The organism is Nonomuraea turkmeniaca (genome assembly GCF_005889735.1).
GTDB classification, from domain to species: Bacteria; Actinomycetota; Actinomycetes; order Streptosporangiales; family Streptosporangiaceae; genus Nonomuraea; species Nonomuraea turkmeniaca.
Map to the genome: position 1 here is coordinate 1 of NZ_VCKY01000269.1, position 13,347 is coordinate 13,347.

The 13,347-nt window shown below is 69.4% G+C and carries 15 protein-coding genes; 9 read left to right on the forward strand and 6 right to left on the reverse strand.

Features of this window, described 5'->3' with window-relative positions:
- The 3 genes from ETD86_RS46160 to ETD86_RS46170 all read left to right on the forward strand — a co-directional run.
- Nucleotides 1–1,211 (forward strand): glycoside hydrolase family 3 C-terminal domain-containing protein (locus ETD86_RS46160; RefSeq protein ID WP_211370730.1); only part of this gene is annotated, 1,211 nt, incomplete at its 5' end.
- Nucleotides 1,212–1,275: 64 nt separating this feature from the next.
- Nucleotides 1,276–1,956, forward strand: a complete 681-nt coding sequence (locus ETD86_RS46165) for a DUF4191 domain-containing protein (protein WP_138672969.1) — start codon at nt 1,276–1,278, stop codon at nt 1,954–1,956.
- Nucleotides 1,956–2,720, forward strand: coding sequence for a class I SAM-dependent methyltransferase (locus tag ETD86_RS46170; RefSeq protein ID WP_138672970.1), 765 nt, complete (start codon nt 1,956–1,958; stop codon nt 2,718–2,720). The genes ETD86_RS46165 and ETD86_RS46170 overlap by 1 nt, the downstream gene beginning before the upstream one ends.
- Here the strand turns inward: ETD86_RS46170 and ETD86_RS56125 are convergent.
- On the reverse strand, nt 2,717–2,917 hold the full coding sequence (locus ETD86_RS56125; RefSeq protein ID WP_170223642.1) for a hypothetical protein: 201 nt from the start codon (nt 2,915–2,917) through the stop codon (nt 2,717–2,719). The two genes, ETD86_RS46170 and ETD86_RS56125, sit on opposite strands and share 4 nt — an antisense overlap.
- Before the next feature lie 55 nt (nt 2,918–2,972).
- Nucleotides 2,973–3,434, reverse strand: coding sequence for an RDD family protein (locus ETD86_RS46175; protein ID WP_138672971.1), 462 nt, complete (start codon nt 3,432–3,434; stop codon nt 2,973–2,975).
- A gap of 77 nt (nt 3,435–3,511) precedes the next feature.
- Between ETD86_RS46175 and ETD86_RS46180 the strand changes: the two genes are divergently transcribed.
- The 4 genes from ETD86_RS46180 to ETD86_RS46195 all read left to right on the forward strand — a co-directional run bounded on the left by ETD86_RS46180 (nt 3,512) and on the right by ETD86_RS46195 (nt 6,926).
- A complete protein-coding gene (locus ETD86_RS46180) occupies nt 3,512–4,513 on the forward strand; it encodes a hypothetical protein (RefSeq protein WP_138672972.1) in 1,002 nt (333 codons plus the stop codon).
- A 94-nt stretch (nt 4,514–4,607) separates the two neighbouring features.
- Complete coding sequence (gene glnA / locus ETD86_RS46185) at nt 4,608–6,032, forward strand: type I glutamate--ammonia ligase (RefSeq protein WP_138672973.1); 1,425 nt, start codon at nt 4,608–4,610, stop codon at nt 6,030–6,032.
- A gap of 211 nt (nt 6,033–6,243) precedes the next feature.
- Nucleotides 6,244–6,612 (forward strand): type II toxin-antitoxin system RelE/ParE family toxin, encoded by a 369-nt coding sequence (locus tag ETD86_RS46190; protein WP_138672974.1) that lies wholly within the window; start codon nt 6,244–6,246, stop codon nt 6,610–6,612.
- Nucleotides 6,609–6,926, forward strand: coding sequence for a helix-turn-helix domain-containing protein (locus ETD86_RS46195; protein ID WP_138672975.1), 318 nt, complete (start codon nt 6,609–6,611; stop codon nt 6,924–6,926). The genes ETD86_RS46190 and ETD86_RS46195 overlap by 4 nt, the downstream gene beginning before the upstream one ends.
- Before the next feature lie 154 nt (nt 6,927–7,080).
- Here the strand turns inward: ETD86_RS46195 and ETD86_RS46200 are convergent, their stop codons facing one another.
- A complete protein-coding gene (locus tag ETD86_RS46200; RefSeq protein WP_246149303.1) occupies nt 7,081–7,812 on the reverse strand; it encodes a B3/B4 domain-containing protein in 732 nt (243 codons plus the stop codon).
- A 211-nt stretch (nt 7,813–8,023) separates the two neighbouring features.
- Here ETD86_RS46200 and ETD86_RS46205 point away from each other — a divergent pair, with 211 nt between their 5' ends.
- Nucleotides 8,024–8,452, forward strand: coding sequence for a DUF7144 family membrane protein (locus ETD86_RS46205; protein WP_138672976.1), 429 nt, complete (start codon nt 8,024–8,026; stop codon nt 8,450–8,452).
- A 71-nt stretch (nt 8,453–8,523) separates the two neighbouring features.
- Here the strand turns inward: ETD86_RS46205 and ETD86_RS46210 are convergent, their stop codons facing one another.
- The 3 genes from ETD86_RS46210 to ETD86_RS46220 are packed head-to-tail and all read right to left on the reverse strand — an operon-like array spanning nt 8,524 to nt 13,073.
- Complete coding sequence (locus ETD86_RS46210) at nt 8,524–9,057, reverse strand: GNAT family N-acetyltransferase (protein WP_138672977.1); 534 nt, start codon at nt 9,055–9,057, stop codon at nt 8,524–8,526.
- Nucleotides 9,058–9,075: 18 nt separating this feature from the next.
- Nucleotides 9,076–10,110: a hypothetical protein gene (locus ETD86_RS46215; protein ID WP_246149304.1), complete on the reverse strand. Its 1,035-nt coding sequence runs from the start codon at nt 10,108–10,110 to the stop codon at nt 9,076–9,078.
- A 32-nt stretch (nt 10,111–10,142) separates the two neighbouring features.
- Nucleotides 10,143–13,073 carry a bifunctional [glutamine synthetase] adenylyltransferase/[glutamine synthetase]-adenylyl-L-tyrosine phosphorylase gene (locus tag ETD86_RS46220; protein ID WP_138672978.1) on the reverse strand — a complete coding sequence of 977 codons (2,931 nt, stop codon included), beginning with the start codon at nt 13,071–13,073 and terminating at the stop codon, nt 10,143–10,145.
- 81 nt (nt 13,074–13,154) lie between these two features.
- On the opposite strand from ETD86_RS46220, the gene ETD86_RS46225 reads away from it, so the two are divergent.
- On the forward strand, nt 13,155–13,347 hold a 193-nt coding region (locus ETD86_RS46225; protein WP_211370731.1), incomplete at its 3' end, for an HXXEE domain-containing protein.

Here is a 13,347-nt window from a genome sequence, read left to right on the forward strand (position 1 = left end):
CCCCGATCCCCTCCCCCGCCAGGGCCCTGTTCCTGGACGAGGCGGGCGACGTGCTGGCCGAGCATCCGCTGGCCGCCGGTGAGGCCCGCTGGATCGGCCAGTTGCCGCCCGACGTGGACGGCGACCGGCTCAGGGCGGTCCGCCTGGTGACCACGTACACGCCAGGTCTGCCGGGCGAGCACCAGCTGTCCGTCGTCGGCGTGGGCTCCTTCACCGTCACCGTGAACGGCGAGACCGTGTTCGACGAGAGCATCGACCTGCCGGGCGACCCGGCCGCGGCGTTCCTGTCGCCGCCCGAGCGGCGAGTGAGCGTGCCGATGACGGCGGGCGAGCCGTACGAGCTGACCGTGACGCACCCGACGGGGGCGTTCGGCGGCATGGCGGTCGTGTCCTTCACGCTCGGCCACGCCGACCCGAGCCCCGGAGACGAGGCGCTCATGGCCGAGGCCGTGCGGGTGGCGGCGGAGTGCGACGTGGCGGTGGTGGTGGCCGGGACCACGCCGGAGGTGGAGAGCGAGGGCTTCGACCGTACGCACCTCAGGCTGCCGGGACGGCAGGACGAGCTGATCCGCGCGGTGGCCGCGGCCAACCCGCGCACGGTGGTGGTGGTCAACTCGGGCTCGCCGGTCGAGATGCCGTGGGCCGGGGAGGTGGCGGCGGTGCTGCTCACCTGGTTCCCCGGGCAGGAGGCGGGGGCGGCGCTGGCCGACGTGCTGTTCGGCGACGCCGAGCCGAGCGGTCGGCTGCCGACGACGTGGCCGCGTCGCCTGGAGGACGTTCCCGTGGCCGACGTGACGCCCGTGGACGGGGCGGTGGCGTACGAGGAGGGCGTGTTCATCGGGTACCGGGCGTGGCACCGGTCGGAGAAGGAGCCGGCGTTCTGGTTCGGGCACGGCCTGGGGTACACGACCTGGTCGTACGACTCCATCGCCGCCGAGGGCACCAGCGTCAGCGTGGCCGTCACCAACACCGGCGACCGGCCGGGACGCGAGGTCGTGCAGCTCTACGTCGCTGATGGGAGTGAGCGGCGGCTGGCCGGGTTCGACGTGGTCGAGGCCGAGCCGGGGCAGACGGTGATCACCACCGTGTTCCTGCCCGAGCGAGCCTTCCAGGTGTGGGAGGACGGCTGGCACACGGTCACGGGCGAGTACACGATCGAGGCGGCACGCCACGTGGCCGATCCGCGACTGTCCGCGACCGTCAAGATCTAGCCGTCGGCGAAATCGCCGGGGCGCGTTTCCCATAGTCCACCAGTTGGTTTGTATCCTTCAGAGCATGGCAAAGTCCGAGGAACCAGAGAAGCCGGGGCGCATCAAGCAGCTCCGTATGATCGCGCAGATCATCAAGCAGGCCAACCCCAAGGGGATGCCGCTCGTCTTCCTGTCGGCGGTGGGCACGCTCGCTGTGGTCGTTGTGATCGGCCTGGTCACGGACTATTTGTGGTATTCGCTCTTCATCGGCATCCTGGCCGCGTTCACCGTCGGCCTGGTGGTGTTCGGCCAGCTGGCACAGAGGGCGCAATACTCGATTCTCCACGGCCAGACCGGCGCCGCGGCCGCGGTGTTGCAGGGCATGCGCGGCAACTGGCAGGTCACCCCGGCCATAGCGGTCAACCGCGACCAGGACCTGGTGCATCTCGTGGTCGGCCACCCGGGTGTCGTGCTGGTGTCCGAAGGGCCGGGCAACCGGGTGGGCAAGATGCTGGCCGCCGAGAAGAAGCGGGTCGCGCGGGTGGTGCTGGGCATCGAGATCTACGACATCCAGTGCGGTGACGGCGAGGGGCAGGTGCCGCTCGGCAAGCTGCAGCGCCATCTGATGAAGCTGCCGCGCAACCTGAAGAAGCCCGCGGTCAACGAGGTCAAGGACCGTCTGCGCTCGCTGCCGCGCAACATGCCGCTGCCCAAGGGCCCGATGCCCAAGGGCGCCCGCATCCCGCGCGGCCCCAAGATGCGCTAGTGCCGTCCGTTTCGTCGCGGGCCAATCGCGGCTGGTGGGACGGCAACGCGGACGACTACCAGGTCGAGCACGGCGATTTCCTGCGGGACAGCGGGTTCGTGTGGTGCCCCGAGGGCGTCGACGAGGCCGACGCGCACCTGCTCGGGCAGGTGCGCGGGCGGCGTGTGCTGGAGGTCGGCTGTGGGGCCGCGCAGTGCGCGCGGTGGCTGGTGACGCAGGGTGCCGAGGTGGCGGCGTTCGACATCTCGCACCGGCAGTTGCGCCACTCCCAGCGCATCGACCTCGACACCGGGCTGCACGTGCCGGTGGTGCAGGCAGACGCCGAGGCGTTGCCGTTCGCGGACACCGCGTTCGATCTGGCGTGCTCGGCGTTCGGGGCGCTGCCGTTCGTGGCCGACCCGCTCGCCGTGTTCCGCGAGGTACGCAGGGTGCTCAGGCCGGGCGGCCTCTTCGTGTTCTCGGTGAGTCATCCCGTCCGGTGGGCGTTCCCCGACGACCCGGGGCCGCGCGGGCTGACCTCCGACCGGTCCTACTTCGACCGCACGCCGTACGTGGAACGGGACGAGCACGGCACGCCGACGTACGTCGAGCACCACCGGACGCTGGCCGACTGGGTGAACCTGCTGACCGCCTCCGGGCTGACGATCACCGGGCTGCTGGAGCCGGAGTGGCCGGAGGGGCACGAGCAGGTGTGGGGCGGCTGGAGCCCGCTCCGCGGCCGGCATCTCCCCGGCACGGCGATCTTCAGCTGCTCGCGTACCTAGCGGCCGTGGCGTGGAAGAGCTCCTTGGGCTCCCAGCGGGTGTCGTCGCTCGCCCGCGCCCCGATAGGCGCAGGTGCCGAACTCTGTCACCGCCACCGGCTTGCCGTGCTCGACATGAGCGCGCAGCCCCTCCACGAACGTGCCGGCGTTGCGGGAGGCGTGGGTAGTCGTCCATCCACCACGCCATGCCGCCATCATCACCGTCCTGGGCCGGCAGGAACCCCGTGTCGTAGTCGATGCCTCTGTTCACCGGTCACATGCGGACGACCATGGTGTTGGACGAGCGGTCGTGCACGCCGCGATGGTCGCGGTCGAAGATCAGCGCGGGCACCACCAGGCACAACAGCACGGTGCGGACCAGCACAGGCAGCCAGCGGGGGTTCCCACCGTCCATCGCGGCGACCCGGATCCCCATCAGCCGGTGCCCGAACGTCTGCCCCATGAACCCGATCAGGATCAGGTATTGCACGGCGAACACCGCCATGGGCGCCCACGGCGACTCGGCCGGATTCATCCGCAGCAGCAGCTGCACGACGGCCCACGTGCAGATCACCCAGTCGATGACGAGCGCGCCGATCCTGCGGCCCCACCCCGCGATCGACCCGCTGCCCTCCTCCGGCAGGCCCAGGCGCTGCCCGGGGTATCCGAGATCGACCCCGGCGGCCCGGACCCCGCCGAGCCACGTCTGCGTCCACCGAGGCTCCTTGCTGCTCATGCCCTCCACGGTAGCCGCCCGGTGCGCCGGTCGGCATTGTGACCCAACCGCGTCATGAAGCGGTCACGATGTACGCCATGCCAAACGGGGATGACCTTGACGAGCGTTTCAACGAGCTGGTGGCGCAGATCGACGCCGAGGAGCGGCGGAGGATGCGGTCGGCGGCCACCAAGGGAGCTAAAGGCGGCAAGAAGCCCAGGCGGGACCGCTTATCGTCTTATGATCACCAGCCGTCCCGCAGGATCGGGCGGACGTGGCTCACGATGGCCGCGGTCACGACGGCGATCGGCGCCGCTTTCCTCGTCGTGACCTTCCGTCCCGACCTGCTGGGGCCCTCGGGCCCGGCGCTTCAGGGGGCCGGAGCGTTGACCACGACCCTGGAGATGACGGCGGCGGACCCGTTCGCTGGATCCCCGGCGGCCGACTACGCCGAAGGGATCGCCGGTTTCGTCATGCCCGAGCCCAAGGCGATGGACGGATTGTCGAAGAAGGACGTGGCCAAGGGTCTGGAGCGCACGCGCGAACTGCTGGACGCGGCCTTTCTCGACCGCAAGACCCTCATGGGAGGCGAGCCGACGGCCTTCGCTGACCTGCTGGACAGCGGGCAGCGAGATGTGTTCTACGAGAAGTTGGGCGACGTGCGGCTCAACAGCCGGACACTCGTCAACAGCTTCGCCCCGAATACCGCCGAGCTCGCCACCGATGTGATCAAAGTGAAGGGAACAGCGGGGCTCGACACGTTCAGAATGGGCCTGCGTCACGGCGTGGAGGTAGAGCTGAACTACCTGATCGTCTACGCGGTGCGGCGCCCCGGCCAACCGTCGACCACCATGCGCTTCGTCTCTCATCTCACTGGTGGCGTGCAGATCTACCGCACATCCGGAAAGCTGTCGCTCTATGTGGAATGGGGGGCCAGCCAGACTCCGGCCAGGTGCGACATCGACGACGGCTTCATCCATCCGGTCTACGAGAGCGACTCGCCCGGCGGTGTTCAGCCCACCGGCCCGCTCATGGATCCCTACAGGCTGGACGATCGGGTTCCTTCGAACGGCGGCTGCCGCGCCTCCCAAGACACCTGACCCTGCGTAACACGTGCGAAACAATCGAGACACCATTCGGAAACCGCCACGCCCTAGCGTCGGCATGATGGCCAGTCCCCAGGGAGGTTCGAGAGTGTTCAACTCCGCCGACGACGTCCTGAAGTTCATCAGTGACGAAGGGGTGCAATTCGTCGATGTCAGGTTCACTGACCTGCCGGGGACGACGCACCACTTCACCTTCCCGGTAGAAAATTTCAGCGCGAGCGTCTTCACCGACGGACTCATGTTCGACGGCTCGTCGATTCGTGGCTTCCAGGCGATTCACGAGTCGGACATGCTCCTGCTGCCTGACCCGTCGAGCGCCGTGGTGGACCCGTTCCGCCAGCACAAGACGCTGAACATCAACTTCTTCGTGCACGACCCGCTGACCGGCGAGGCCTACAGCCGCGACCCGCGTAACGTGGCGCGCAAGGCGGAGGAATTCCTCAAGGGCACGGGCATCGCCGACACGGTCTACTTCGGCCCTGAGGCCGAGTTCTACATCTTCGACGACGTGCGCTTCGAGACGAAGCAGAACGCCGGCTATTACTACATCGACTCCATCGAGGGCGCCTGGAACACCGGCAAGGCGACCGAGGGCGGCAACCTCGGCTACAAGCCGCGCTATAAGGGCGGCTACTTCCCGGTCCCGCCGATGGACCACTTCACCGACCTGCGCTCCGAGATGGTCCGCAACCTCATCGAGAGCGGCATCGAGGTCGAGATGCAGCACCACGAGGTCGGCACCGCCGGTCAGGCGGAGATCGACTTCAAGTTCGGCACGCTGCTCAAGACCGCCGACAACCTGATGCTGTACAAGTACATCATCAAGAGCACGGCGCTCGAGTACGGCCACACGGTGACGTTCATGCCGAAGCCGATCTTCGGTGACAACGGCTCCGGCATGCACTGCCACCAGTCGCTGTGGAAGGACGGCTCGCCGCTCTTCTACGACGAGGTCGGCTACGCCGGTCTGTCGGACACGGCCCGCTACTACATCGGCGGCCTGCTGAAGCACGCGCCGTCGCTGCTGGCCTTCACCAACCCGACGGTCAACTCCTACCACCGCCTGGTGCCGGGCTATGAGGCGCCGGTCAACCTGGTCTACTCGCAGCGCAACCGGTCGGCCTGCGTCCGCATCCCGATCACGGGCTCCAACCCGAAGGCCAAGCGCATCGAGTTCCGCGTGCCGGACCCGTCGTGCAACCCGTACTTCGCGTTCGCGGCCATGCTGATGGCGGGCATCGACGGCATCCGCAACAAGATCGAGCCGCCGGAGCCGGTCGACAAGGACCTCTACGAGCTGCCGCCGGAGGAGGCCCGCAACATCCCGCAGGTCCCCGGCTCGCTCACCGACGTCCTCAACGCGCTCGAGGAGGACCACGACTACCTGCTCGAGGGGGGCGTGTTCACGCCCGACCTGATCGAGACGTGGATCTCGTACAAGCGGGAGAACGAGGTGGACCCGATCCGGCTGCGCCCGCACCCGCACGAGTTCGAGCTCTACTACGACGTGTAGCCCGACCTGACGGAACGGCCCGGGATCCGACCGCGATCCCGGGCCGTTCCGCGTTCACTCGTCTTCGGGCAGTCCCCTCCTGCGAGAGCATGCAACGACTCTCCGACATCGGCAAGATGAGCCACGTCATGGGGGGATATCAAGGGTTGGATCTGGCGCGCGATCAAGGTTCCGGTTATCGTTTGAGTATAGAAAAAGCTATACTTCGAGTGTGGCGTGGGAGATCAACAAGACTGACGAGCTCTGGGAATGGTTCCAGGGTCTCGACCGGGCTAGTCAGCTCCGGGTCATCGAGGCAATCGACCTACTCGCCGAGACTGGCCCAGCTCTGGGGCGGCCCCTGGTAGATACCCTGAAGGGAGCCCGGGTAGCCAACCTGAAGGAGTTGCGGCCAGGATCGTCGGGGCGCAGCGAGATCCGCATCCTGTTCGCGTTCGACCCGTGGCGTGAGGCGATCTTGCTGATTGGCGGCGATAAGTCCGGTAACTGGTCGGGCTGGTACCGCGAGTGGATCCCCTGGGCGGAAGCGCGCTACGAGCAGTATTTGAAGGAACGGGAAGCGGAAGAGGGGCAGCGGTGAGCGGACACAGCAAGTGGGACCGGGAAGCGGTCGCAGCCCAGTTCACGCCGGAGGAGCGGGCGCAGGCACGTCGTGGAATCGACGCCTACGTAGTCGGTCACCGGCTTGCCGAGCAGCGCAGGCGCGAAGGGCTGACGCAGGCTGAGGTGGCCGAACGCATGGGCGTCACCAAGGGCCGAGTCTCGCAAATCGAGCGCGGCGACGTCGCCACCATGGAATTGGTCGGCCGCTACGCGGCGGCCATCGGCTGGCACGTGCGGACAGTGCTGGCCAAGGACAGCGGCGAGATCATCCCCTTGTACGACGCCGTATAAGCGACGCAGGTCCAGGAATCCCTGCAGAGACGCGGCTACCTCCTCCGACCGACGCATGGCCCAGAGATGGCATCCCTGCCACCTGGCCGGCCTGCCCTGACCTGTTCTCCCGCCGATCAGGACGAGGCGCTGGCCGACGCCGTCCTGTGGGGCATCACGCGGTGAACTCGGGCGCCGACGCGCTGAGGATCGTCGGCCGGGGCGTCACCGGCCAGACTGCGGACAGCTCGTCGCAGAGGGTGGCCGCCAGGGACTCGATGTCGGACTGGGCTGTTTCGTGCAGCGCCTCGGCGACGATCAGGACGTCGGTGGTCGTGTCGCGGATGGCCGAGTAGCCGCTCTGGCGGTTGGTCCAGCGGCGGGCGTGCGCGTTTCCCTCCGCGTCCGCGAAGATCACTTCCCCGGTGGGCGGATGTTCGGTTTCGCCAGAGAAGGTCAGGTACGTCTCGTCGCCGGTCGCGTACCGGACCTGTACGTACTGGGCGATCTTGGAGGTGTCGAAGACCGCCACCGGGATCGCGTACGCGATGGAGACCGCGTTGCACAGGTCGATCAGGGGGTGCAGGCGCGGCAGCGACCCCTCCTTCCTGAAGCGGCGCAGCAGCGACTCCGAGGCGCAGCGGTATTGGGTCGGCTTGAGCCCCATCTTGGAGAACGCGCGGCGCCACGCCTGGATCTCCGGCAGCTCGCCCTCCGATGCGGCGGCCAGCCGCTTCGCGGCGAGCTCGCCGAACGTGGCCACCGGGTCCGCTACGGAGACGTCCGCGCTGACACCCCGCACCGAGATCACCGCGGGGACGAGCTCGGGGAAGTCCCGCCAGATGTCATCCGCATGCTGGAACCGCACGTCACCCTCACCACCGATCGTCCGCGTGCTGATCACCATACTGCAGGACGGCGAGCAAGCGCGCAGCGGACACGTCAGCGCTGCCATGGCCACCGGCGGCGGTCGAGAGTGCCGCGAAGCCACCCACCAAGCCACCCGCCGACTTTGCCGGTACGACCGCAGAGCTTTACCGGGAAGTACGCCGCATAACCAACATTTCGGGCACAGGGGAAGGATATGGGAGGTTCAGCGATCAAGGAAGGAGACGGCTATGGCGACGCCAGCGTCACCGCTCGGATCCGCCTACCACCGTGGTTCCGGTTATTCGGGCTGGCTCGGATTCGCCGGCACCCTCGTTATCGTGCTGGGCGCCTTCAACATCATCGAGGGCTTCATCGCCCTGTTCAAGACGTACTTCTTCGTCACGCCCAGCGGCCGGCTGCTGGTGTGGGACTACACCGCCTGGGGTTGGATCTGGTTGGCCATCGGCGCCCTGCAGCTCGTCATCGGGCTGAGCATACTGGCCGGAAAGGCCTGGGCCCGATGGACCGGGGTCGTCCTCGCCGGCATCGCGATGATCGGCCACTTCGCCTTCCTGGTGGCCTTCCCGTTGTGGTCGGTGATCTCGATCGGGCTGTCCGCGCTGGTCATGTACGGCCTCATCGCTCCACCCAAGGGGGCGATGGGAGTGCCTGACTGAGCTCTGTCCCAGGCCGCCCAGACGACGGCGGCCCGGCTGGCCGATCTCCCGGCCTGCTTCGCGGATCGTCTTCATGAGGTGTCCCGCTCGAGGCGGTAGAGGACGTGGTGGAGCAGCGGGCTGTCCTTGGGGATGCGCGGGTGGTCGAAGTCCTCGGCCGGGTCCCTGGTCATGCCGAGTCGCTCCATCACGGCGCGGGAGCGCAGGTTACGCGCGGCGGTCATCGAGATGATCGCGTCGAGTCCCGCCTCGCCGAAGGCGTAGCCGACCGCTCGCCTGGCCGCCTCGATGGCGTACCCGTGGCCCCAGGCCGGGCGCGCCAGCCGCCACCCGACCTCCACGGCGGGCAGGAACGGCGCGTCGAACGTCTGCCAGCCCAGCCCCGTGAAGCCGATGAACTCCCCGCTCTCGCGGACCTCCAGCGCCCACAGGCTGAAGCCGTGCTCGTCGAAGTGCTGCTCGATCTTGTCGACCAGCATGTCGCTCTCCTCACGGGTGAGCGTCGCCGGGAAGTGCTCCATCACCTGGGGGTCGGCGTTCATGGCGGCGAAGGGCTCCCTGTCCTCTTCGCGCCACCTGCGCATGATGAGCCGCTCGGTCTGCATTCGCTCCACGATACGGGCTCAGCGCCTGCTCTTGATGCCCGTGATGCGGCGGAACACATCCCACCAGAACGGCGCGCCGAACAGCAGCGCCACGTACGTCAGCAGGAACCCCGGCCAGTGGCTGGGCGTGCTGATCCGGTCCCACCACAGGCCGCCGTTCCAGTGCACGCCCGGGTCGCCCTGCTCCGGGATCGACACGCTGACCAGGGCCTGGTCGAGCATCGTGACCAGCGCCGGCTGGCTGAGCGTCTCGGTGACGCACCGCATCGGGTCGTCGCCGGCGCAGCGGGACTTGAGCTCGTTGTACGCGTCCGGCCCCGCCTCCGCCACGGCGGTCACCGAGGCGCGGAAGGCGTTGTCACGCAGCAGCGTCTTGGCGTACTCCAGCCCGTCCATCGTGAACACCAGCGTCACCAGCAGGCCGAGCACGGTGACGACCCACTTCACGTAGCGCCTGTACAACATCGACAGCCGCTGCATCTCCCCGTCGAACCAGGTCTCGATGCCCTGCCTGAACCGGTCGAGGTCGCGCTGCGCGGTCTCCCAGGCACCCTTGAGAGGGCCGTACAGGGGGCTGTCGATGGCTTTCAGCTTCTCCAGGAACCCGTCGACGTCGCCGTCCTCCCCCGCCGCCAGCTCCATCACCGCGACCGCGAACCGGCCTGGCGGGATGTTGGCGATGCTGGTCCTGCCCCGCTTGGCGTGGTCGATCTCCCTGACCCGCTCGTACAGCAGGTTGATCATCGCGTCGCCGGCCCGATCCTGCTGGTCGGGCAGCGCGCCGGGCTCGGCGGGCGCGGGCAGGTCGCTGTGGCGCGGACGTGGATCGCGCAGGAACGGCAGCGCGGTGAACACGTCGCGCACCTTGGCCGGCAACCATGACCCGCTCTTGTCGTCGGCGCCGTCCATGGTGTCCCTGAGGTAGGCCCACAGGAACTTGCTGCGGATGGACAGCACCCGCACGACCGCCTCGTTGACGCCGCTCACCAGCAGTGACAGCAGCAGGAACGACACCACGAGGCCGAGGGCCAGGTCCACGTAAACGGATAACACCGCGCCTTGATACACCCGACGGACGGGCTTGATCAAGCCCCGTAGAAAACTCGGTCCACCACGAGGCGTGCGCGGCGGGTCACGCGGCGGTAGTCGTCGAGGAAGTCCTCCGAGCCGTCCGGCGGGTAGCCGAGGGTCTGCGCGATCAGCTTGCGCTCGCTCGCGTCACGCGGCACGCTGTCGCCGGGGCGGCCTTTGACCAGCATGATCGCATCCCTGATGCGGGAGGCGAAGCGCCACGCCTCGGCCAGCACGGCCTCGTCGGCGGGGGCGAGCAACTCCTCGGCGACGGCCGCGCGCAGCGCGTCGAGGGTACGCGTGGTGCGCAGCGACGGCAGCGTGCCCGCGTACCGCAGTTGCAGCAGCTGGGCCACCCACTCCACGTCGGACAGCCCGCCTGGGCCCAGCTTGGTGTGCAGGCCGGGGTCGGCGCCGCGCGGCAGCCGCTCGGCCTCCATACGGGCCTTGAGCCGCCTGATCTCCCTGACCGCGTCGTCGGGCAGCCCGCCCTGCGGGTAACGCAGCTCGTCGATCATCTGCGTGAACGCCGCGCCCAGCTCGGCGTCGCCTGCCGAGAACCGGGCGCGCAGCAGCGCCTGCGACTCCCACGGCGACGACCAGCGCGCGTAGTAGGCGCGGTAGGAGGCCAGCGTCCGCGCCAGCGGGCCCTGGCGGCCCTCCGGCCGCAGGTCGGGGTCGATGATCAGGGGCGGGTCGGGCGCGGGCAACGACAGCAGCCTGCGCAGCTCGTTGGCCACGGCGAAGGCGGCGTCCGTTGCCTCGCGTTCCTCGACCCCTGGCAGGGGCTGGTGAACGAACATGACGTCGGCGTCGCTGGCGTAGGAGCACTCCATGCCGCCCAGCCGCCCCATGGCGATGATCGCGAACGACGTGACGTTGCCGACCTTGCTGAGCGCGGTGTCCAGAGCCGCCTGGAGGGTCACGTCAGTCAGGGACGAGAGCGCGCCACCGACAGTCTCGATGTCGGCGAGCCCGAAGATGTCGGCCACGGCGATGCGGAACAGCTCCCTGCGCCGCAGCGCCCGCACGGCGGCGACGGCCGTCTCCGCGCCGCCGTCGCCGTCGACGTGCCTGGAGACCGCGGAGGAGGCCTCGCCCAGCAGCGACTCCTGCGGCCGCACGGCGAGCTCCCCGTCCGAGCCGAGCATGGCGACGGCTTCGGGGGCGTTCATGAGCAGGCCGGTCGCGTAGCGGCTGGTGCCGAGCACGCGCGCCATCCTCGCGGCCACCGCCGTCTCGTCGCGCAGCAGCCGCAGGTACCACGGCGTGCTGCCCAGCTTGTCGCTGACCTGCCTGAACCCCAGGAGCGCCGCGTCCGGGTCGGGCGCGTCGGCGAACCAGCCCAGCATGACCGGCAGCAGCGTCCGCTGGATCGCGGCCCGCCTGGACACCCCGGACGTGAGGGCGCCGATGTGCCGCAGCGCCCCCATGGGGTCGACGTAGCCGAGCGCCTCCAGCCGGGCCGCCGCCGCCGTGGCCGACAGCCGCGCCTCCGACTCCTGCAGCCGCGACACCGCCTGCAGCAGCGGCCGGTAGAACAGTTTCTCGTGCAGCCGCCGCGCCTCCATCGCGTGCCGCCGCCACCTGGCCGTGAACTCCCCCACCGGGTCGGCCTGCATGCCGAGCGCCCGGCCCAGCCTGCGCAGGTCGTCCTCCCCCGTGGGCACGATGTGCGTGCGCCGCAGCCGGTGCAGCTGCAGCAGGTGCTCGACCTGGCGCAGGAACGAGTACGCCTCCGCCAGGCTGCGGGAGTCGTCGCGGCCGACGTACCCGCCGCGGGAGAGCGCGGCGAGCGCGGACAGCGTGGCGCGGCGGCGCAGCAGCGGATCGAGCCGCCCGTGCACGAGCTGCAGCAGCTGCACCGCGAACTCGATGTCGCGCAGGCCGCCGGGGCCCAGCTTGAGCTGCCGCTCCCCCTCGGCGCGCACGTGCGCCTCGACCCGGCGGCGCATGGACTGCACGTCCTCGACGAAGTCCTCGCGGGTGGCCGCCGACCACACCATCTCGTTGACCGCCTCGACGTAGACCGCGCCCAGCGCCATGTCGCCCGCCACCGGCCGGGCCTTGAGCAGCGCCTGGAACTCCCATGTCTTGGCCCAGCGCCGGTAGTACGCCAGGTGGCTGCCGAGCGTGCGCACCAGCGGCCCGGAGCGGCCCTCGGGTCGCAGGCCGGCGTCCACCTCCCACAGCGAGCCCTCGGGCGTGGTCGCGGTGCAGGCCCGCATCATGGCCTGGGCCAGCCTGGTCGCGGTACGCAACGCCTTGGCCTCGTCGGCGCCCTCGCGCGGCTCGGCCACGAAGATCACGTCGACGTCGCTGATGTAGTTGAGCTCCCTGGCGCCGCACTTGCCCATGCCGACGACCGCGAGGCGTACGTCGCTCGCGTCCACCTCGGCCCGCGCGATCGCCAGGGCGGCCTCCAGCGCGGCGCCGGCGAGGTCGGACAGCTCGGACATGACCTCCTGGAGCGAGGCCTGGCCGGTCAGGTCGCGTGCCACCAGGTGCATGAGCCTGCCCCGGTACGCCACCCGCAGCGCCACGAGCGCCTTCTCCTCGGTGGCGACGGGCTCCAGTTCGGCCGGGTCGGCGCCGACCGCGCGCAGCAGCTCCGTACGGGCCTCGCCCAGCCGTGGTTCGGCCAGCCAGGCGACCTGGCCAGGGTGGCGTACGACGTGCTCGCCCAGGGCGGCGCTGACGCCGAGCACGGCCAGCAGCCTGACCTTGAGGTCGTCGTCCTGGCGGAGGGCGTCGAGCACGGCGGGCTCGCGCTCGATGAGGCGGGTCAGCGAGAGCAGTGCCAGATCAGGGTCGGCCACGCCCACCAGCGACTCCAGGAGATCGTCCAGATCGGTCCCGGTCTGGCGGATGAGCTGGGCCGCCCTCGCGCCGTCGGCGAAGCCGAGCTTGGCGAGGCGCGCGGTGGTGGATTCGATCCTCGGCACCTCTCCATCTTGACAGCACTCGCGTCGGTGGCCGTAGCATCGAACGCAACGTTGCGTTGCGTTTTAGCGAGAGGGGTGGACGTGGGACGGGTTCCGGCGACGGTGACGTGGGGGCTGCTGGCGGCGTGGGCCGTGCACGACGCGGAGGAGCTGGCGACCATGGCCAGGTGGGTGCGGGCCGCCCGGCCGCGGCTGGAGGAGCGGTTTCCCTGGATCCCCTGGGAGCGGCTGGAGGTGTCGCAGCAGCACGTCAACGTGGCCATCGGGCTCATGG